General features: G+C 57.8%; 19 protein-coding genes. 7 read left to right on the forward strand and 12 right to left on the reverse strand.

Going from position 1 to position 21,241, the window contains the following annotated elements; genetic code table 11:
• Positions 1-19: 19 nt before the first annotated feature.
• Entirely contained in the window at positions 20-1,756 is a 1,737-nt protein-coding gene (locus tag ACIQT8_RS06650) for a bifunctional alpha/beta hydrolase/class I SAM-dependent methyltransferase (protein ID WP_400964481.1), read from the reverse strand.
• Between the two features lie 119 nt (positions 1,757-1,875).
• Here ACIQT8_RS06650 and ACIQT8_RS06655 point away from each other — a divergent pair, with 119 nt between their 5' ends.
• A complete protein-coding gene (locus ACIQT8_RS06655) occupies positions 1,876-2,475 on the forward strand; it encodes a CDP-alcohol phosphatidyltransferase family protein (protein ID WP_400964482.1) in 600 nt (199 codons plus the stop codon).
• A 47-nt stretch (positions 2,476-2,522) separates the two neighbouring features.
• Here ACIQT8_RS06655 and ACIQT8_RS06660 read toward each other — a convergent pair whose 3' ends face one another.
• From ACIQT8_RS06660 to ACIQT8_RS06695, 8 genes are all read right to left on the reverse strand, one after another.
• Positions 2,523-2,921: an RrF2 family transcriptional regulator gene (locus tag ACIQT8_RS06660; protein WP_400964483.1), complete on the reverse strand. Its 399-nt coding sequence runs from the start codon at positions 2,919-2,921 to the stop codon at positions 2,523-2,525.
• Between the two features lie 60 nt (positions 2,922-2,981).
• Complete coding sequence (locus ACIQT8_RS06665; protein ID WP_400964484.1) at positions 2,982-4,112, reverse strand: FecCD family ABC transporter permease; 1,131 nt, start codon at positions 4,110-4,112, stop codon at positions 2,982-2,984.
• A complete protein-coding gene (locus tag ACIQT8_RS06670; protein WP_400964485.1) occupies positions 4,109-5,137 on the reverse strand; it encodes an iron chelate uptake ABC transporter family permease subunit in 1,029 nt (342 codons plus the stop codon). Before ACIQT8_RS06670 ends, ACIQT8_RS06665 begins: the two co-directional genes overlap by 4 nt.
• 26 nt (positions 5,138-5,163) lie before the next feature.
• Positions 5,164-6,003, reverse strand: a complete 840-nt coding sequence (locus ACIQT8_RS06675; RefSeq protein ID WP_400964486.1) for a siderophore-interacting protein — start codon at positions 6,001-6,003, stop codon at positions 5,164-5,166.
• Between the two features lies 1 nt (position 6,004).
• Complete coding sequence (locus ACIQT8_RS06680; protein ID WP_400964846.1) at positions 6,005-6,985, reverse strand: iron-siderophore ABC transporter substrate-binding protein; 981 nt, start codon at positions 6,983-6,985, stop codon at positions 6,005-6,007.
• 63 nt (positions 6,986-7,048) lie between these two features.
• Positions 7,049-9,493 (reverse strand): TonB-dependent siderophore receptor, encoded by a 2,445-nt coding sequence (locus tag ACIQT8_RS06685; RefSeq protein WP_400964487.1) that lies wholly within the window; start codon positions 9,491-9,493, stop codon positions 7,049-7,051.
• A gap of 132 nt (positions 9,494-9,625) precedes the next feature.
• The gene (locus tag ACIQT8_RS06690; RefSeq protein ID WP_400964488.1) at positions 9,626-10,576 is read right to left on the reverse strand and encodes a FecR family protein; all 951 of its coding nucleotides are present in this window, start codon (positions 10,574-10,576) and stop codon (positions 9,626-9,628) included.
• Between the two features lie 105 nt (positions 10,577-10,681).
• The gene (locus ACIQT8_RS06695) at positions 10,682-11,218 is read right to left on the reverse strand and encodes a sigma-70 family RNA polymerase sigma factor (protein ID WP_400964489.1); all 537 of its coding nucleotides are present in this window, start codon (positions 11,216-11,218) and stop codon (positions 10,682-10,684) included.
• Positions 11,219-11,433: 215 nt separating this feature from the next.
• Here ACIQT8_RS06695 and ACIQT8_RS06700 point away from each other — a divergent pair, with 215 nt between their 5' ends.
• The 5 genes from ACIQT8_RS06700 to ACIQT8_RS06720 are packed head-to-tail and all read left to right on the forward strand — an operon-like array spanning position 11,434 to position 16,648.
• Complete coding sequence (locus tag ACIQT8_RS06700) at positions 11,434-12,429, forward strand: aliphatic sulfonate ABC transporter substrate-binding protein (protein WP_400964490.1); 996 nt, start codon at positions 11,434-11,436, stop codon at positions 12,427-12,429.
• Entirely contained in the window at positions 12,426-13,295 is an 870-nt protein-coding gene (locus ACIQT8_RS06705; RefSeq protein ID WP_400964491.1) for an ABC transporter permease, read from the forward strand. The genes ACIQT8_RS06700 and ACIQT8_RS06705 overlap by 4 nt, the downstream gene beginning before the upstream one ends.
• Positions 13,292-14,026: an ABC transporter ATP-binding protein gene (locus ACIQT8_RS06710; RefSeq protein ID WP_400964492.1), complete on the forward strand. Its 735-nt coding sequence runs from the start codon at positions 13,292-13,294 to the stop codon at positions 14,024-14,026. Before ACIQT8_RS06705 ends, ACIQT8_RS06710 begins: the two co-directional genes overlap by 4 nt.
• Before the next feature lie 55 nt (positions 14,027-14,081).
• Positions 14,082-15,158 carry an LLM class flavin-dependent oxidoreductase gene (locus ACIQT8_RS06715; RefSeq protein WP_400964493.1) on the forward strand — a complete coding sequence of 359 codons (1,077 nt, stop codon included), beginning with the start codon at positions 14,082-14,084 and terminating at the stop codon, positions 15,156-15,158.
• Positions 15,155-16,648 carry an FAD/NAD(P)-binding protein gene (locus ACIQT8_RS06720; RefSeq protein WP_400964494.1) on the forward strand — a complete coding sequence of 498 codons (1,494 nt, stop codon included), beginning with the start codon at positions 15,155-15,157 and terminating at the stop codon, positions 16,646-16,648. Before ACIQT8_RS06715 ends, ACIQT8_RS06720 begins: the two co-directional genes overlap by 4 nt.
• A gap of 87 nt (positions 16,649-16,735) precedes the next feature.
• Here the strand turns inward: ACIQT8_RS06720 and ACIQT8_RS06725 are convergent, their stop codons facing one another.
• From ACIQT8_RS06725 to ACIQT8_RS06735, 3 genes are read right to left on the reverse strand one after another with little or no spacing between them, the layout of a single operon-like run.
• Positions 16,736-17,875 (reverse strand): mandelate racemase/muconate lactonizing enzyme family protein, encoded by a 1,140-nt coding sequence (locus ACIQT8_RS06725; RefSeq protein WP_400964495.1) that lies wholly within the window; start codon positions 17,873-17,875, stop codon positions 16,736-16,738.
• A 13-nt stretch (positions 17,876-17,888) separates the two neighbouring features.
• Positions 17,889-18,809, reverse strand: a complete 921-nt coding sequence (locus tag ACIQT8_RS06730; RefSeq protein WP_400964496.1) for a dihydrodipicolinate synthase family protein — start codon at positions 18,807-18,809, stop codon at positions 17,889-17,891.
• On the reverse strand, positions 18,810-19,520 hold the full coding sequence (locus ACIQT8_RS06735) for a GntR family transcriptional regulator (RefSeq protein WP_400964497.1): 711 nt from the start codon (positions 19,518-19,520) through the stop codon (positions 18,810-18,812).
• Positions 19,521-19,639: 119 nt separating this feature from the next.
• Here ACIQT8_RS06735 and ACIQT8_RS06740 point away from each other — a divergent pair, with 119 nt between their 5' ends.
• Complete coding sequence (locus tag ACIQT8_RS06740; RefSeq protein ID WP_400964498.1) at positions 19,640-21,232, forward strand: ABC transporter substrate-binding protein; 1,593 nt, start codon at positions 19,640-19,642, stop codon at positions 21,230-21,232.
• Positions 21,233-21,241: the final 9 nt, after the last annotated feature.

Consider the following 21,241-nt stretch of genomic DNA (forward strand, 5'->3'; position numbering starts at 1 on the left):
TCCCTCCCCCATGTTCCCCTCAGATACGTTCGGCCAGCGACACGGTGAAGATGCCCCACTTGTCGATGCGCTGTTCGATCTTACGGAAACCCGCAGCGGCGACAAGCTGGTCCATTTCCTGCTGAGTGCGCCGACGCATGATCCAGGCTTCGCCTCCACGGTGAGAGGTCAGCGCCCGTGCGATCATCTCGAGCTGCGGATGCCAGGGCTGTCCCGTGTAGATTAGCAGTGAGCCTGGCTCCAATCCCTGGGAAAGCCCGCGAAGGGACGCCTCGATCATGGCGTTATCGGGAAAAAGCTCATAGAGCCCGGAGACGACGGCGAGCGTAGGCCTTGGCTCGACCGACGCCAATCCGGCTGTATTGAAAGCATCGGCGCGTTGAAACGTCGCGATATCCTTCAGGCCGCGCTCAGCGATCAGTGCGTTACCTCTGTCGACATTGATCGGAGAATAATCCTGCAATCGGATGTTCTCCGGCCTCACGTCCAATTTTGCCACGGCATCAAGAATATAGCGCCCATGACCGGCGGCAATGTCGAGAACACGCAACGGCTTGCCTGCAGCGCGCAGACGACCAAATGCCACGCCGATCAGGTCCTCCAGATGTATTTTTCGCTGCCGAATACCGCGCCAGCCGATCGCATCGAGAAACTGGCGGTCGATCAGCCGACCGCCAGGACCAAGCCCGCGGGCCTCGTCTTCATAAACATAATCAAGCGTCGAGCCGGAATCGAAGCCCGTTCGCACGCCCGTCCGGATGCCGTTGGAAAAGAGACCGCCAAACCGGATAGAGGCCCGCGTCAGAGCCCAATAGAACCCACGTGGCGAGGTGATCGACAACGGCGTTGCCAAGCGGTCGGCTTCGTCACGGCTATAACCGGCAACATGCGCTTGCCTGAGATCGACGACAACTGGAGACTCGTCGAAACGTGCTGCGATGAATGCACGGACTTTGTCCAATGCCTTTGCCCGATCCCGCTCGCCCAGCGTATCGTGATAAAAACCAGGCAGCACGTGGCGTTCCTTGATCGTACTTCCGAGGTTTTCGAAGAAACGATGTTGAGGCTGATATCGCACGACGAAATCGCTGCCGGAAATCAGCAACTGTGTAGGCACGGTGATCGCCCGGGCATCCACGACAACCCTGTCGGCGGCCTCGTAGAGTTCCAGAAGGATGTTGGACGCAATGGGCCGGGTGATGAGCGGATCACTCTCGAACGACGCAATGCGCTCGGGATCATGTGTCAGGAAACGCGCCTTGACGTAAGAATTGACGAAAATAGTGCCCTTGAGCTTTTGCCAGAGGGCAATGCCCTCCTTGGCGAAGGGCACATAAAGCTTGACGTCAAAAGCCGGAGAGGCCAGCACCAACGCGCGGATGTCCGGAGCGTAATCATGCACCCAGGTTGCGGCAAGCACGGCACCAACACTCTGGGCCACCACTGCAACCTGGTCCATGGTGAAACCACCGGTCTCGCGAATATGGCGGACGAAGCAATCGAGATCGCGCACCGAATGTGCAAATGACGGTGAGTAGCCGCGTTCGCCGGGAGAACGACCGTTTCCGCGTGCATCCCAGGCGTAGAAGGCGAAATCATCGAGGCCGAGTTCTTCCGCGATATGCGCGACCCTTCCGCCGTGCTCGTGACCACGATGCAGAAGCACGATCGCACCCTTCGCTGTGCCGGATCGGGCCGGCCAGGTGCGGTAGAAGAGTTCCACACCGTCATGGCTCGCAAACACGGATTCGATCATGCCATTGTCACTCCCATTGACTTGCATTGTACTCTATACAGACGAGTTTCTGCCTTTGCAGTTGATTTCCTCAACTTGCGTCTGCATTTGTGAAAGCAATCAACCGGATTCGAACTGACATGTCGATCTACAAACTGAAATCGTCTTTTCAGGCCCTGTTGCGCCCGATGGTTGGACGACTGGCCGCAATCGGAATGACCGCCAATCAGGTGACGCTGGCTGCGGCATTCATTTCGATCGCGATTGGAGCCTTGCTGATCGTCCGTCCCGAACCGGGGCTCTTTGCACTTGTACCACTCTGGATGTTTTTGCGCATGGCGTTCAACGCCGTTGATGGAATGCTCGCGCGTGAGCATGGTCAGCAATCTGCACTTGGTGGTTATCTGAACGAAATCACCGATGTGGTCTCGGATGCCGCACTCTACATACCCTTCGCCTTGGTTGCCCCGTTTTCACTGCCATGGATTTCCACCATTATCTTCCTGGCGACGCTGACGGAATTTGCCGGCGTCCTTGGCGTTGCACATGGCAAAGGCCGGAATTACGAAGGACCGATGGGCAAAAGCGACCGCGCCGCCCTTTTCGGCGCCCTGGGTGCTCTCGTGGCAATGTTCGATACTCTGCCCGACTGGACGTGGCATCTGCAGCCCATGGCGTGCGTCCTGTTGATCTGGACAGTCGTCAACCGTGTGCGGATGGGCCTTCGCGATCCGGACTGATCAGTCCGACATCGCGGACCTCAAGCACCGCGGCAGCAGCTTCAAATTCAGTCGAGCCCCGCAAGATCGGCAATCGAGAAGCGATCGAGATAGGCCCAAGCAGCGCGATCAGCGCCTGCGATGATCTTGTAGAAATCCAGCACGTTGTCCTGAGGAAAGCTGTCTTCATCGAGTTGCCTCGACGCCGCAGTCTGCAACTGAAAGCGTGATAAAATATCGCCGAGCAGTATGTCTCCCGCCGGTCTGGAAAGCTCCAACCCGCCGTTTCGCCCACGCTTCGTTTCCAGGAAACCCGCCGTAACGAGTTTCAGAGCAACATGCGCGGCAAACTCTTTCGAGGTGTTTGCAGCCTCTGCTGCTTCAGCTGTTTTGACGCGACCGCCATTCGACCGTGCACAGGCGATCAGGATAAAAATCGCCACCACTGTCTCACGCTTCAAATGCATGTGGTCTTTTCTCTCTGACCCTGAATGCGTTGTGTCGGAAGCATTTCCTTCGGTCGGTCTTCACCTGCGTCCCTCGCGGACGAGCAGCCATAGGAAATAGATGCCGCCGATGCTGACGGTCATGACGCCAACCGGCAGCTGAACCCCGAAGGCGTGCTGGGCGGCCCAGTCGGCCGAAAGCAGAAGCAGCCCTCCCATCAGCGCCGATGGCGCAAGTGCCGTCCCGGCCGAGCGTGTCAGCCGGCGGGCGATCTGCGGTGCGGCAAGCGCGATGAAGGAGATCGGTCCGGCCGCAGCCGTGACGGTTGCCGTCAACGCCACGCCCAGCACCATCATCAACAACCGTGTCCGGTTGACATTGATCCCTGAGGCACGCGCCATGTCATCACCCATCTCCATCTGCCTCAGCGCACGGGAGAGCAGGCTGACCATCGGGATAATGACAGCAAGGACGACGGTGGCCGGCAGCAATTGCTCGATGCCAAGACCGTTGAGAGACCCTGCCCCCCAGACCGCAGCCGACATCGCCACCTGCAGATCCGCCTCACGGATCATCCAGGCATTGAAGGCCGAGAGCATGGCGGCAACACCGATCCCGACAATGATCAGCCGAAAGCCCTGAACGCCACGACGCCAGGCGAGCAGATAGACCGCAGATGCCGTGACAATGCCGCCGACCAGGGCACCGGCTGCAACGGCATAATAACCGCCTGACAACAGCAGGATCACCACCAAAGCGCCGCTATAGGAACCGGCCGCAAAACCGATGATGTCGGGCGAGCCGAGCGGATTGCGGGTCAGCGACTGGAAGATCGCCCCGCTCATGCCGAGTGCGGCCCCAAGCAGAATGGCCATCGCCACCCTTGGCAACCGCCATTCGACCACGATCATCCGGATCATCTCCGGATCGGCATCGGCGGTGGCGTTGGAGTTTGGATCACCATGGCCGAGCAATGCCTGCAGCGCATCGAAGACGCCGATCTCATAGGTTCCGCTGACCAGCGAGATCAGAGCGATCGTCAGGGTGAGCAACACCACAACAATGGATACGGTCGCCAAGCGGGGATCGATGCAGAGCGAAAGGCGTTCGCCGAGCAGACGGATCACCGGCCGATAACCGTGAACCTGATCGTGATCTTGACGGTCATGGCTGCGGTTTCCATCGGCAGGCTTTGCGGGAAACCCTGTCATAGACCGCTTGCCTTGCTGCGGCGGGCGAGCGCAATCAGCACCGGCGCCCCGACAAAGGCGGTGACAATGCCTGCCTCCAGTTCACCGGGGTAGAGCACAAGACGGCCGGCAATGTCGGCGCAAAGGAGCAGGATCGGCGCACCGATCATCGTCAGTCCGATGATCCAGCGCTGATCGGGTCCGCAGAGCCAGCGCACCACATGCGGCACCATCAGTCCGACAAAGGCAATCGGCCCTGCCGCAGCCGTGGCAGCCCCGGCCAGCAGCGTGACGGCGATCACCACCAGAATGCGGGCCCTGATGATATCGGCACCCAGCGTGCGGGCCAGATCATCGCCGAGTGCCACGGCGTTGAGCGGCCTTGCTGCCAGAAGTCCAATCGCCAGTCCGCTCAAAATAAACGGGGCGACGGCGTTGACCACGCCGATGTCACGCCCGGCGACCGAGCCTATCGACCACATCCGCAATGCATCGAAGGCCTGTGGGTTCAACAGGGTGATCGATGAGCCGATACCGCCGAGCACCGCGGCAATGGCAACACCCGACAGCACCAGCCGAACCGGTGTGGCACCGTCACGGCCGGTTGCCCCCAGCCCATAGACCAGCAGCGTCACGACAATTGCACCGGCAAAGGCGGCAAACAGATAGGCGTCGATCGACTGCCATCCGAATACCCCTACCGCAATCGTCACGAAGAAGGCGGCACCGGCATTGACGCCGAGGATGCCGGGATCGGCAAGCGGGTTGCGGGTGGCCGCCTGGATCAGGGCCCCCGAGACACCGAAGGCGGCACCGCACAGCAGGCCAAGCAGTGTGCGCGGCAGACGATAATCATGAATGATGATGTGTTCCGCCAGACCGCTATCATAGGACCACAGCGCATCGATCGCTGTCGCAATCGGGATCGGGCGTGCGCCGACCAGCAGGCTGGCAACAGAGACCCCAGCCAGCACGGCAAGACCGATGACCAGCGTACTCCAGCGGATCGCTCTTGCCGTGGCAAGACCGCCTGCCCTCGACGTCACCTGATCCCTGGACGCGACGGCATCCCTCACACCCGCGCCTGCCCTTCGATCCAGTAACCGATCGCATCGATGCGGTTCTTGTCAAAACCGAGCGCATCGCGGAAGTGTTTGCGGCAATCGGAGACGGCCTTGGCCTCACCGGCAATATAGATATAGCCCGGACCTTCCGGCAGTTCCCTGATCTCGCCGGCAATGCGGGAAAGCTCGGTGTAGCCGGCCCGTTCTGGCTTCGGTCCGTGGCAGGCGTGCCAATGGAAGGAAACCTCTGCGGCCGTTTCGATCTGCTGGCGATCGGCCTCGGATGGCACTTCGACATGCACGATTGTCCGCAACCCGGCCGGAAGCTCTTCCAGCACGCGGCCGACGGCGGGAAGCCCGGTAATGTCCGTCAGCATCAACAGCCATTCACTGCCCTTCGGCATCCAGAAGCGGCCCTCGGGATTGCAGATGCCGACCACGTCGCCAACCTTGGCATTGATTGCCCAGGTGGCTGCGACACCGCCTTCGTGGACCACGAGGTCAATCGTCATCTCGCAACGCCCGGCATCCCAGCGACGGATGGTATAAGGACGGTTCGGGCAATGCTTCGAACCGTCAGGCCGTCCCCATTTGCCGTTGTCCATCAGGACTGGCAGCGTGACCGGTGTCTCAGGGTTTGGCTGCAAAGCGAGGCGAACCCATTCATCCGGGTGACCACTGGTGACGAGCCGCTCACCGCCATCGACCCTGACAACAACGCGCATCATCGATGGCGACAGGCGGGCGACCGATACTGTCTCGGCAAAAAAATAGTCCTCGACATAGGGATTGTGGTGGTCATGGTCGTGGTCGGCGGCACCTGAAAGTGCCTTTGCGTTGATCGTCATGTCATTGTCCGTCTGCACGTGCCACCGCCTCAGCAAGGCGTGGCACAAATCGGGGGAAACCGTAGGGGATGGAAAGAACGCTGAGCGCCGATGTCGACCAGACATCAACAGGGTCCTCGAGCGCCACGTAGGAGCCGCGCTTGACGGCATCGAGCGTATTGAAAAGCGGTTGAGCCTCGACCGCTGCACGTGCACCGGGGCCATACCACATGATGAGAATGTCGGCGTCGATGGAAGCGATCTCTTCAAGCGAAACTGAACCGGAGCGCCGGCCCGGTTCCTGTCCAGCAAGAGCATCTATCCCCGGCGCCGGCCTCAGACCCATTTCCAGGAGGAGTTCGATCCGGGGATCTGACGGGAGGTAGACAGCGAGAGCAGCGCTTCCTGGAGAAAACGTCCCGAACGTAAACGTCTTGCCGTTGAGTGCCGAATATTGTTTGGCAAGATCGCGCAAATACGCGTTGTTCCTTTCGATCAGTCGTTCTGCTTCCTGGCCTCTTCCAAGAGCAAGTCCCGTCATGAGCGTTTGCTCCCGCCAATCCGCCTGCCAGGGCGCTGAGCGATAAACCACCGTCGGCGCAATTTTCGACAGCCGGAGGTAAGCCTTTTCATCAATGCCGGAAAACACACCGAGGATCAGATCCGGTTTCAGCAGCAGAATGCGCTCATAGTCCAGATCATTAGCCAGCAGCACCGGTCTTGCAGTTCCGATCTTCTCCTCGACCCAGGGAAATATCCCACTCTCGAAGAGAGCACGTCGCGGCATCGCAACAGGGACGAAACCGAAAGCGACAACGGCATCCTCTCCGTTCCAACCGATCGTGATGATACGTGCAGGCTCACTGGCAATACGCGTCTCACCCAGCGCGTGATTTACCGTCAGAGGATAAGGGTTCTGTTGCTCAGCCGATACCGCCCTGGATGCGAAAGGGAATGCGGCCGCCACTGAAAACCCGGAACAGAACTGACGTCTCGAAATCATGGGCTTCACGATAGTCTCCTTCAGCCATCCACTGCCGCAATGCGACAGTGGATGGCTCACAACTTAGAATGTCCGCTTCAGAGAAAGAGTGGCAGAGCGTCCATCACCGTAAAAGACAGAGTCGTAGAAGCCCATGGTTCGGTAGTAGCGCTCATCGAAAACATTGTTGACGTTGAGTTGCAGCGTCGTGTTCTCGTCAAACTCGTAGGATGCCATAAGGTCGAAGACTGCATAGTTCTTCTGCGTGATACTGGAGGGCGCGGATGAATAATAGGCAAGGTTTTCCGTCTTGCTCTGCCAACGCATCGCGCCACCAACAACAAGGTTTTCCAGTGCACCGGGAAGCCGGTAGGTCATGCCAACCTTCAAAACGGACTGCGGCTGGAACGTCTGGACCTTTTTACCGAGGTTATCCTTCGAGCTTCGGAACGTGAAACCACCGAAGACGTTCCAGCCATCGGCGACTTCGCCGGCGATCTCGACTTCAAACCCCTTGGTTGTCGTACCGTCTATCGAACGATAATAGGATCTGCCCGTACTCGCGTCATAGCCGACATACTCCGCCAGATCTTTCTGGTTCGTCTGGAAGATGGCAACGGAAGCCTTCAATCTGTCGTCGAGGAAGGACCCCTTCAGGCCAATTTCGTAGTTATGGCCATACACGGGATCGAGGTAGTTGCCGTTATAGTCCTCAAACTGCTGTGGTTTGTAGATGCTTGTGTAGCTTGCATAGGCTGAAACGTCGTCCGTTAAGTCATAGGTAATGCCAGCATAAGGAGAGACGACGCCAGAGAATTTGTAATCATAGAAGTTATAGGTGTTGTCGTTATAACCGTCCCAATAGTTGACACGTGCCCCCAGGGTAATGGCCAACTCATCCGTCGCATGAAGCCGCGTTGCGGCGAAGATCGCTGCCTGCCGGACTTCCGTGTCCCAGGTCGCAAGAGGGGTCGTGTTCCATGTGGGCTCGGGATAGGCCGGGTTCCAGTCGAAGACGTTTCCGACCGTCGCCATCGTCCCGACAGGCGCATAACGATCGACGTGACCTCTGGCTTGTGAAGCATATGCACCGACCACGAATTCGTGTGTGCGACCGAACAGATCATAGTCTCCGTTCAAGCGGGCGTTCAAAGCGTGCTGCTCTCGGTCTCCGATGAAATGCGCACCAAGTGTGCTCAGACCAAGACCCGTCACAGGATCTGGATTGCCCATAAGGTAAAGCAGCGGCGCGTCGAATTCGTTCTTCTGATAGGCATAGGACACATGCGCTTCCCACCCGTTATCAAATGTGTGGTCGACCGATGCGAAGATATCGGTGGCTGTTGTTTCCCAGCCGGTCCAATCCGTTCCGAGCCCAGAACCTTTTGGCCAATCGATCAGAGTACCGGTGTTGTCGAAAGCCGGCAAACCACCCCACATTGTGCCTTCGGCATCCGTGTTCTGACGGCTAGCGCCCAAAGTCACCATGGTTGAATCAGAAATGTCGGCTTCAACAACACCGTAAAAGACGTTCTTGTCGGTGCTGTAGTAATCGATCGTATCCTCTTTGCTCTGCAGCGCACCGACAACCCGGCCACGCACGCTTCCATCCGGGTTCAATGGACCGGAAAGATCGAGTTCGGTGCGGTAATTCTGGTTGGTGCCGACAAGACCGGTGATCGATCCCTGGAACTCTGCGGTTGGCCGTTTACGAATAAAGTTGATCGACGCGCCCGGTTCTCCAACGCTGGTCAGCAGTCCGGTCGCGCCACGAACAACTTCGACGTGGTCATAGATGACCGTATCCGCAACGCCATCTCCATACTGGTAGGTCGCATCGAGTGTCGTGGGGACACCGTCAAACTGATAGTTATCGATCACGAAGCCACGGGAATAAAAGTTGAAGCGATCGGTCTCGAACTGATTTGTCGTAATACCCGTTGCGTTCTCCAAGACGTCCTTGATCGAGTTTTCGCCGCGGTCCTCCATCATCTGGCGGGTTACAACACTGGTCGATTGCGGCGTTTCCTTTTGCGAAAGCGCGAGACCATTGGCAGTGCGCATCCAGTCAGCGGTGTAGCTGCCAGTCCCCTCTGTGACAGCCCCCTGCCTCTTCACCACGATCGCTTCAAGTACAGTGGTATCCGCACCACCCGCATTCGCACCTTGATCGGACGAACCAACGACGACCGTGGTCGCACTCGTAAATCGGTGAGGCAGACCAGAACCAGCCAGTAGCCTTTCTATCGCCACCTGCGGAGACAACCGCCCTGACACACCTGACGAAGGAATTGAACGAATGGTCGCCGCATTGACGGAAACCTGAATTCCGGCCTGTTGACCGAAAAGGGTCAACGCGTTTTGCAGCGATTGCGGCGAGATGTTGAACTGCTTTTCGACCGTTCTTGCCGATGTGCCTGCAGGCACCTCCTGTGCCATCGCAGCCGACGCCATGAAAAGCGTGCCGAGTGCCGTGCCAACCATCAATGCACCAGCGACCCCTGCCGATGCGACCTTCATTCTCTGCATTACCCCGAACCCTCTCGAATTAGACTTTGAGGGTTCGGCCATCAGCCAGTTTTGCCCTCTCGATTCCAAGGACGAAGCAGCCATGACAAATTTCAGAGAAAAATACTCATATTTTGAAAAAAGTCGAAACACCTACCAGCGCGACACGACAGCAACCCAGGGCGTGACTTCGTGAACGCGTGCGCCATGCGCCTGAACGAGCGCATTCAGCGCCTCGACTGGCTGCCTGAGATTATAGACGCCGGTGACCCTCAATGCCGCCAATTGCCGGTCGGTAGACAGAATTGTTCCTTTGTAATGGCGCCGAATTTCGTCGATGACCTCGGTGACGGGCCGGTCTTTGACGACAAGCATTCCCGTTCGCCATCCACCAGCCAATTCGGGAGCGTCGTTACCCCTCTCGACATTGCCATCCCATGTCACGTTGACCCAGTCACCGGCGGCGAGAGGTGTGTTCAGGTTGTCTGCCACCTCTTCGTTCGAAACGGCAACGCGCCCATGATTGACAGAAACATTGACGCCGGTCCCCGAACGCCGGACATTGAAGGCAGTCCCGAGAACTTTCGTTTCGATACTCCCGGTCTCGACCTTGAACGGTCTCGCAGGGTTAGGCGTCACATCAAAATAAGCTTCGCCAGTGAGGAGCGCGATGTTTCGGGATGTCGCGTCGAACGAAACCGATATGGCGCTGTCTGCGCCGAGATAGACCGTGCTACCATCCTCAAGCCGGATTTCGCGTGTCTGGGCGACACCCGTTGCATAATCTGCTGCGAGCCAGAGACTGACAGCCGGCTGCAACACGACAGCGAGACAGATAGCCATGGCGCCGGCAAGCCCTGCCAGAAGATGTCGGCCAGTTGAGCGATTTTTCCGCGAGGCCGTTAAAGGTTTTTCCCTGTTTGGGCCGACAGCACCCAAGGTGTTCCAAACATGCCGGCATTCTTCCCAGGCGTGGCGATTGTCGGCGCTTGCAGACAGCCAGGATTCAAAACGCGCTTTCAATGCGGCGTCATTTTCATCCTCTTGCAGGGCGATAAGCCAGTGCAGTGCCTCATCGTTGGCGCGGTCTTTTTCCTGCTGCATCCTAGTGGAACCGCCTCTGTCCGAGAGGTGCCGAGCAGCCCCTCCTGTATACCCTTATTAATAAGACGAATGAGCCCGCGTTTTTTTCAGATATCATGTCAGCGCTCAATGCTTTCGAAACAGACGTTTGCGGCAATGATCAAGCCCCTCGTAGACAAGCGCATGGGCGAGCGCGACGGAAATCCCGAGTTCAGATGCGATCTCCTTCAGCTTCATACCCTCAAACCGATGCATCTCGAGGGCCTTCCGCGTCCGTTCGGGAAGCTCCGCCATTGCTTCGATAACGATGCGCAAGTCGTCTCGGTCTTCGACAATCTTGTCCTGACGGGGGCGGTCTTCAGCAACGGCTTCATAGTCCGCGCCGTCAACGAAGCGTACCTTCTCGACCGATGAGTGACGAACAATATCGATTGCAAGATTTCGGATGATGCGGCGAAGAAAGCCGATCGGCTCATCGAGTTTTTGCTCTTTTGCAGCAGAACGCAGGCGAATGAATGCCTCCTGCACCACATCCTCCCCGCGCGCCCGGTCTCCTACGATTTTGGCTGCATAGTCGACAAGCTCCGACCGGTGCTGGAGGAAGAGCTGCAAATTTTGGTCGATGTCATTCAACGCGGCAGCCTTGACGATCCCGGACAGCATTTATTGACTTTTAAAGTCATGTTTCGCGTCCTAGTCGACTTTCTCGCCATTGGCAACACGAGGTATTTTCACCTGTGGTTTTTGCGTAAAGCGCAAAGCAGATTCACAGGATGGATTTTCCTCAAATCACTTGGTTTATAGCAAAGCTTGCCACGACCCTCAGCGCACATACGCGATAACTATTAATCTATAGATTTAGTATATTGGATGGGTACATGGCTCTCAAACTCTCTCGTCGCACCGCCCTTAAAATCGGCGCTGGTGCCGCTCTCGCATCACCCTTCGGCGTCAGTTTTGCTTCGGCACAAACGTCTCAGGACTTCCCCGCCGAACTGCGGCTGGATTGGGGATTTTATTCGTCCCACACGCTTCTCATCAAGAACAAGGGTTGGCTGGAAGAGGCTTTCAAGGGCGTCGGCACCAAGATCACATGGGTCCAATCGCGTGGCAGCAATAACTCGCTGGAGTTCCTGAAAGTCGGCTCGACAGATTTTGCCGGGTCCGCCGCCCTTTCCGCCTTTCTGTCACGCGCCAACGGCGTGCCGCTGAAGGTCATTTATGTCGCAAGCTGGGGTGGCTCTTCGATCATCCAGGTGAAACCGGATTCCCCGTTGCAGTCGGTTGCCGATCTCAAGGGCAAGACAATCGCGGTAACAAAGGGAACAGCACCCTATTTCACACTGGTGCGCGCATTGGCAAAATCCAACCTGACGATCAACGATCTCAAGGTCGTCAACCTGCAGCATCCTGAAGGCTTTGCGGCACTCCAGCAGGGACAGGTCGATGCCTGGGTTGGTATCGATCCGCAGACGGCGCAGGCTGAAATTGCCGGCGATCGGGCAATCTTCAGCGATAAGAGCTGGCGTGAAGGCAGCGTCTTCAGCGTCTCGGAAGAATTCCTCGGTAAATATCCGAAAGCTGTCGAACGCGTACTTGGCGTTTGGGTCGAGACACAGAAATGGATCCGCGAGAACAAGGAGGAATTCATTGCCTTCGTCACTCAGCAGACTGGCAGTGATCCACAGGTCACGAAACTGACGGTAGACCGCCGCGACTGGTCTGATCCGGTCCCCGGTGATGAGCTGCTGGCCTCTATCAAAACAGCGACACCATTGCTCGGTTCCGAGGTTCTTCGCCCAGGCACCAATGTCGATGACGTCCTTGGACAGCTTCTTGATCCGGCACCGGCCAAGAAAGTTCTCGGAGCATGACATTCTCGACCCAGGAATTCAGGGGCGAGGCAAGAAACGAGGCGACAAAAGCGCAATCGTCAAGGCCTATTTCCCGCTTTGGCAAAAAGCTGCTGTCACTCGACCTGCGTGGAGCGATCATGCCTGTTGGCGCGCTCGTTCTGCTCGAGCTCTTTGTAAGAATGGGTTGGGTAAGCCCCTATGTGCTGCCGCCCCCGTCAGATCTCTATACGACCTTCCTGTATCTTGCGGAGGGGCCGCTTTGGACCAACATTGCCGCCAGCGCCTTGCGTGTTTTGATCGGTTTTACCGTAGGCTCACTTCTCGCAATCGTCGTGGGATCTGTCGTGGGATTGTGGTATTCGGCGGAACGGTATCTCGAGCCCAGCTTCCAGGCCCTGCGCGCCGTTCCTAGCCTCGCCTGGGTGCCGCTCCTGATGATCTGGTTCGGTATCGGCGAAACCTCGAAGATCGTCCTGATCGCCAAAAGCGCTTTCTTTCCTGTTTATCTCAGTCTGTTCTCCGGTATCCGCAATGTCGACCGCAAGCTCGTGGAGGTCGGGGAAATGTATCGGCAGCCTCTGCCGGTTCTTGTTTGGCGCATACTCATTCCCGCATCGCTTCCACATCTTTTCACCGGTCTGCGTTACGGTCTGTCCCTTGCCTGGCTGAGTGTCGTGGCTGCGGAACTGCTCGCCGCCTCTGAAGGCATCGGTTACATGCTCTCGGATGGGCGTGAGCTTTCGCGCCCGGATCTCGTATTGATCGCCATCATCTGTCTGGCCGTGCTTGGCAAGATTTCTGACAGCCTCTTCAAGCTGATCGAGGATCGCTGCCTTTCCTGGCGCGACAGCTATTCAACGTCGATCGGAGGGCGCCCGGCATGAGCCTTCTCGATATCGATGTCCGGGAAAAAGCATTCGGCAAAACTGTCGTGCTGCACGACATTAAATTGAGCCTCGACAACGGCGAGGCTGCGGTGCTGCTGGGTCCGAGTGGCTGCGGAAAAAGCACCCTTCTGCGCATTGCTGCCGGTCTCGACAAACGCTTTTCAGGTCATGTTTCAGTCAGGACTGGTCAGGCTGGCGATAGCTCTTCAGGACCACCTGTTGCCTTCGTGTTTCAGGAGCCGCGACTGATGCCGTGGCTCACGGTGGCACAAAACATTGGTTATGCAGACGGATCGCGTTACGATCGCGCCCGTGTCACCCGCTTGATCGATGATGTCGGTTTGACCGGCCATAGTGAAACCTTGCCAAAGGCACTGTCCGGCGGCATGGCGCAGCGCGTTGCGATCGCACGGGCACTCTATACCGAACCGCGCATACTGCTTCTCGACGAACCCTTCAGCGCCGTCGATGCCTTCACGCGCATGAAACTGCAGGACCTCGTGCTGAAGCTTGTGGAACAGCGGGGCATTTCCTTCCTGCTGGTGACACATGACATCGACGAGGCGCTCTATCTCGGCGACCGGATCTACATGATGGGTGCGCGTGACGGTGGCATCCAGCACGATCTGGCCGTTGACGTCGCTCGCCCCCGTGACCGGCGCGCAGCCCGGCTGGCCGAACTCAAAAGCGACGTTCTGACAGCACTTCAGGCAGCCCACGTCATTTGAGCGGGCGGAATTTGCCCGCCAGTTTCCCTTCATTCAGCACAGATTGATTTAGCAGATGACACAACAGTCGGAATTTCTCTGGTATATTCCCAATCAGGTCGTTGCCGGGCATCGCGGTGAGCCTGTGAAACACGACCACAACAGTCTTGAAACCCTGACCAGCCATGCAAAGGCACTTGAAGATCACGGCTGGAAAGGCGCCTTGCTTGGCGCGGGTTGGGGCAGGCCCGACACATTTACCGTGGCTGCCGCACTGGCGGCACGAACGAGCACCTTCGAGCCATTGATCGCCATTCGTCCAGGTTATTGGCGACCGGCCAATCTCGCCTCATCCATCGCCACGCTCGATCACCTCACCAATGGTCGGGTGCGGATCAACATCGTATCGGGTCAAGACAGCATCTCTGCCTATGGCGACCAGGAGGGTGATCAGGCTGAACGTTATGGCAGGACGCAGGAATTCATGCGGCTCGTCCGGCGGCTCTGGACGGAGGAAAACGTCTCGTTCAAGGGGGAACACTACTGGGTCGACAACTCCACCGTCACTCCTCGGGTGACCCCGAAACCGGGACGGTTGACCCCGAAACTTTATTTCGGCGGCGCATCGGCTGCAGCAGAACGCGTGTCGGCCAGCGAGGCGGATGTCCAGCTTTTCTGGGGTGAACCACTTGAGGGTATTGCGGCCCGGATCGACCGGCTGAAAGAGCTGAGCAAAACGCAGGATCGCAATCTGCCACCACTTGAATTCGGACTGCGGATCACAACCTTCGTGCGCGATACAACGGAGCAGGCCTGGACCGAAGCGGAAGCGAAGGTCGCCGAGATGGCTAGGGTCGGCAAGAATGACTGGGTGGATGATCGTCGCCCCCAGGCAGTTGGCCAGCAACGTCTTTTCGACCTGCAGAGCAAGGGCGATGTGCTCGACGAAAACCTCTATACAGCACCTGGAAAATTCGGCGGTGGTGGGGCCGGCACAACGTGGCTGGTTGGTTCCCCGACCGACGTTGCGCGGTCTTTGAAGCGCTATCGCGATCTGGGCATCACGCATTTTGTGTTGTCGGATACCCCGTATCTTCGAGAAATTTCCAGACAGGGCAATCAACTCCTGCCCCTGCTGCGTGAATCCGCATGACCGCAGAAATCCATCGGTCCCTGGCAAATTATCCATCGTTCGGCGGCGACACCACAAGTAGCCAACCACCGGTGATTTTGATCATCGGCGGTGGGTACTCGGGTGCGGCGCTGACAATCCGTTTGCTCGAACAATGGCAAAGACCGCTGCGAGTGGTCATAGCCGAACCGCGATCGTCAATTGGCCGGGGTCAAGCCTATAGCACCGAAGAAACCGCCCAGCTGATGAACGGTCCTGCCGGGAACTTCTCGATCCATCCGCAGGACATCGGACATCTGGCACGCTGGGTTGCAAACAGCGCACGCGATCACGGCACAGCACTTGCCGATGGTGAGGCGGAAACGTTGTTCATTCCACGCGGCGAGTTCGGGCGTTATGTTGAAGAGGAACTGCGACAGTCAATCGAGCAAGCTGCCTCGGGAATTGAGGTCGAGCATTGGCAATCCGACGTCATCAAGTTGGATCGCCTCGCCTCCGGCGGTTTGAAGGCGCAATTTGCAGACGGTCGAACACTCGATGCAGATATCGCCGTCCTGGCAACCGGCGTTTTTCCACTTCGCCCCGATTCCGTTCTTGGTGCGCTCTCCAATGACTGGCGACTGACCACACCCTGGCAGTCGAAAAATCTCGATCGCCTTAGCAAAGCGCAGGACATTCTGATCGTCGGCGCAAGCCTCAGCATGGTCGATACAGTGGCCAGTCTTGAAGCCCGTGGTTTTCGCGGGCGATACCATGTCATTTCACGGCGTGGCCACCTCATCGAACCGGTCCGGCCAGCAGGTGAGGCGATGGATATTGTCGATCCCAACGCTCTGCCGCAAACCACACGATCGCTTCTGACGCTGGCGATCAAAGCAAGGCGCAGGCTTCTGGCAGAGGGTCGAGACTGGCAGGTTATTCCCTTCAGTCTTCGGCCATTCATATTGCCCATGTGGCTGAAGGCGACGACCACGGAACGGCTGCGTTTCGTGCGCCATCTGCGCGCATTGTGGGATGTCACCGCGCATCGCGCCGCGCCGCCGTCTTACGCTGCGGTCGACGCGGCAAGACGCTCTGGAAGATTTGAGGCCCGGGCCGCCCGGCTGCTCTCAGCCAACCCTCTCGATGGGCGGCTTCAAGTGGTATTGCAACCACGCAGAAAAACGCAGCCTGAAGTGATCGTGGTCGATGGCATAGTTGATGCACGGGGACACCAGGAACACGACTGGGGTCGTATAACGACACCTCTCGTGAAACACCTTCAGCAAAACGGCCTTGTCCGCCGACACGACACCGGCTTCGGCATCGATGCCACTCCGGATGGTCTCGTGATTGGCCTTGATGGTATCAAACACGGAAATCTTTTCGCGATCGGACATCCATTGCGGGGTGTGGCCTGGGAGTCCAGTTCTCTGACAGAATTACGAGCCCAGGCTCAAACCTTGGCGATCACACTCAATACCGTGCTCGATCCAACGGAAAATCAGACGCCAAGCCGATTGGCCTCCTGAGGCCATCCAGACAGAACCAGGGCGACACGACGAGAAACTCCAGCTGACATGTGTCGGCTGGAGTTTTGTAGTGTCATCAATCGGAGCTCAGGGGTAAGCTGTAGCACCATCCGGTTTGCGGGTAACCTTGCGTTCCCAATGGATGTAATCGTCCTTTTCGAGAACCTTCTCGTCAATTTCGATACCCCAGCCTGGCCGGTCCGGCCGCAGTTCCATGTGGCCATCTACCGGCATATAGGGGTCGAGCGCCCAAGGCGCGTGAACGTGCGGCTTGAATTCGAGGACCTTGAAATTCGGCTGTGCGGCGCAAAAATGCACGTTGACTGCCGTCGCTAGCGGCCCCATCGGATTGTGAGGCGCAACGGTCACATAGTGCGCCTCGGCAATCGCGGCGATGCGACGCATCTCACTGACGCCGCCCACCACGCAGATGTCCGGCTGGATAATATCCGCCCCCCGTGCCGACAGGAGCGACAGGAACTCGAAGCGATTGTAGAGGGATTCTCCCGTGGCAAGCGGCACCGTCACCTTCGATTTCAGTTCGGCCCAAGCCGGAATATGTTCCGGCCGGATCGGCTCTTCGTAGAAGTACGGGTCGTAGGACGCGATCGCCGCAGCAAGCTGCACGGCCTGATAGGGTTCGAAGATCTTTGCATGCGCATCGAACGCAAATTCAAAGTTCGATGGCGTCAACTCGCGAATACGCCCGAACCAGTCACCGGTTTCCTTGACGAGTTCGCCCCACCGGCTGGCGTGCAGGTCGCGTCGATAGGGGCTTAGCTTGAAGGCCGTATAACCATATTCTTCGTGGAGCTGAAGCGTCTGATCACGGGCGTGTTCGGCGTCAGGCGCTGTGTAGACACCGCAGTAGACACGCACACGATCACGGACATTTCCGCCGAGGAGCATGTAGACCGGCAAACCAGCGGCCTTACCGGCGATATCCCACAGAGCGTGGTCAATCGCGGAAATGGCCGCAAGGCCAAGCGCACCCGGCGGAAACCGGCACTGTTGATTCAACTTGAGAACAAGGAACTCGACCCGGCGCGGATCTTCACCCTCGATCTGGTGGAAAAGATAGTCGAGCAGCGGCGGCAGGGCCCAGTCTGGTCCGTGATTGTAGCATTCGCCCCAACCACTGATGCCTTCGCTGGTTTCGATCTTGAGCAAGAGACGTGGACGGTCATCCACGCGCTGCATGTATGTCTTGATACTGGTAATACGCATGGTCAGAACTCCGTCACGCAGCACGCGTTTCGGCGCTGATGCGATCAACAACGCCACGCAGAATCGTGCGCTCACCTTCGTTCAAGGCCGTGACACCAGGGACACGCACCGGACCGACATTGTTGCCGAGCATGCCAAGCGCTTCCTTGACGACGGTGACGTTGGCTCCGTTGTTGTACTTCGTTCGGAGAGATTCGAATTCTGCAATGCCATCGATCAGGTTGCGTGCGCCGGCATAATCACCGTTATCAAGCGCACGGAGAATGGCGTGCGACCGCTGCGGGAAGACGTTGACGAGGCCTGAGGTGAAACCCCGAGCTCCAAGGGCATAGAAGGCAGGCGCCCAGCCTTCGGCCAAACCGCAAACCCAGATTGCCGGTGCGTCCTTTGTGGAGCGGATAACCTCAGCAAGCAGCATGAGGTTCGGCGATGCAAACTTGATGCCGGCGATATTGGGGTGAAGTGCAAGGGACCGGAAATCGGCGACCGAGAAACCGTCGCTACGCACGTAGGCAATGACCGGGACCGTGCAGAAATCGGCAAGTTCAAGGAAATAGCGCGCCTGATAAGAAGGCCCGGCAAACGGGTCCATCGGATGGTGGCCCATGATCGCGTCCGCGCCAGCGGCAATCGCATCGTTTGCAAGCGACTTCGCATCAGCCAGCGAGCGCCCCACCGCCGCACTGACGAGAGACTTGCCCGCCGCAGCCTTGATGGTCGTCGCGTGCACAAGCCTGATTTCATCCAATGTCAGGGTGAAGAATTCCCCGGTATTGCCCGCCGCCATGAGGTTATGAACTCGCGCTGCAGCAAGACCCTTGATCAGCGCATCGAGCTTTTCGACATCCACCGCGCCGTCAGCGCGATACGGGGTGACGGGAACACCCGAAATGCCACCGAGTGCTTTTCTGACGATCTCGAGCTTTTCACTCACTTATTTACCCTCTTTGTTTCCGAAAACGATTGAAAGATATGTTTCGCCGGAGCGGACAACGTGGTCACGCATCTGCTTTTCCGCGCCATCAACATCGCCCTCAACGATGGCGGCAGCGATAGCGGCATGTTCCCGCAATGCCTTTTCGCGTTCGGCGGGATCTGAATGGATGATGCGACGGATGCTGGCATCATAAAACTGCTGCCGCTCGATCAGGCGCGCGAGATACTGACAGCGCGACGCCTTGTGGATCTGATCATGAAAGGTTTCGTTGAGCACGATCAATTCGTCCGCGTTACCGGACGATGTGGCAGCATCCATCAGCATGACCGTGGCCTTCAACGCGCCCGCGGCCTCAGCCGAAATACGCTTGGCCGCCAGATGACCGATCATGGATTCGAGAGCCGCACGCGCAAGGATCATCTCCTCGGCCCAGCTCATGTTGAAGCGGATGATCACCCCCCGACGCGGCAACGCCTCGACAAGCCCCTCCGCCTCCAGTTGACGCAGGGCTTCCTTGATCGGTGTCGTACTCACTCCGAACTGCTCGGCGAGCTGGCGTTCATTGACTTTTTCATCAGGCGCAAAACGACCGGCAATGATCGCGCCACGCAGGATGCGATGCACATGGTCGCGCATGGTCAGCTGGAGCTGGGGATCGAGCCTCTCGATGGTTCCCACCCCACCGGACAGACTTGGTTGATGAGCCATTGTTGCAAAATCCTGTTGACGTTCAAATCGACTTGTGAGATCTGATATACCAGATTTCAGATCGATGTCGATATGAAAATTGGCATTCGAGGTTGAGGAGCCTCAAGGGAGGAATGAAAATGCTCAGACGTCACTTCATCATGCTTGCCAGCGCTGCTGCTATCGCAGCCGGCGCTCCATTTGCAGCCGCTGCGGCAACGCCGCGCGACCAGCTCGTCATCGCGACCAACATGTCCTCGATGCGTGGCCTTGATCCGCAGGAGTTAAACCAGCTTGAGGCTGCAGAAGTCGTTGCCAATCTCTATGAGCGGCTGATCGTTCTGCCGGCGGACAAGATTACTGAACCGCAACCCGGACTTGCCGAAAGCTGGTCTGTCTCCGACGACGGTAAAACGTTCAAATTCAAAATCCGTTCGGGCGTCAAATTTCATTCAGGCAACGCGCTGACGGCCAAGGATGTCGAGTGGTCTCTGCGTCGTCTGGTGAAGCTCGGCCTTGCCCCATCCACCGATCTGCGCCAATGGGGCTTTTCGGCTGACAACGTTGATCAGCTTATCCGCGCAACTGACGACCAGACCGTGGTGATCGAAACGCCAGAAGTCTGGAATTCCGACCTTATCCTTCTGTCGCTGGCAAGCTTTTCGACCTCCATCCTCGACAGCACGTTCCTCGCCGGCAAGGAAAATGGCGACATGGGTCGCGAGTACCTGCAGACTGCAGATGCGGGTTCGGGCCCATACTCGCTGAGAACATGGCGCTCCAACGAAATGCTGATTGCCGAAGCCTTTGCCGACTATTGGCAGGGAGCGCCGGCCATGCGCCGTGTGATCCTGCGCCATCTGCCGGAATCCTCGGCGCAACGTCTGCAGGTTGACGCCGGAGATATGGACATCGCGACGCGACTGTCTTCCACAGATCTTGCCGCACTGGAAGCGGGTGGAAAGGTCGAAATCCAGAAAACACCCGGCTTCGGCTTCTATTATCTGGCCCTCAACCAGAAGGACGAAATTCTTTCCAATCCCAAGGTTCGCGAAGCCTTCCGCTATCTGATCGACTATGACGGCCTGAGCAGCACTGTCATGAAGTACTACGGCATCAAGCAGCAGAGCATCATTCCTGCAGGTCTGCCTGGCGCACTCAGCGAAAATCCGTACAAGCTGGATATCGATAAGGCCAAGCAGTTGCTGGCCGAGGCCGGTTATCCGGACGGTTTATCAAAGGTCTATTACGCAACACCGGTGACGCCTGAATTCGAGGTCGCCCAGTCGCTGCAGGCCAATGCGGCAAAGGCCGGCGTCAAGCTTGATCTGCAAGGTGGCGACCACATCGGCAAGTTCCGGGATCGCGCTTTTGAAATCTTCTCGGCGCGCTCTGGTGAACGTCTTCCTGACCCGCATGCAGTGCTCGCATCCTATGCGACCAACAAGAACAACGCTGATGAGGCCAAGTTGACCGGTCTGCTTGCCTGGCGTTCAGCATGGGATGTTCCGAAAGAGATCCAGGACATGGTGACGGCAGCAGCCCACGAGACAGACAAGGCAAAGCGCGCTGACCTCTATACGCTGATCAACAAGGCATATCTCGCAGCTTCTCCCGCCCTGATCACCTCGTTCCAGCGAACCGATGCCAAGGCCGTTCGAAAAGAAGTCAAAGGTTATGTCGGTCACTCCACCTGGCTGACCCGTTGGGACACCGTGACCAAGGGCGAATGATCGCCGCAA

It is taken from the genome of Agrobacterium sp. NPDC090273 (genome assembly GCF_044772305.1).
Taxonomy (GTDB): domain Bacteria; phylum Pseudomonadota; class Alphaproteobacteria; order Rhizobiales; family Rhizobiaceae; genus Agrobacterium.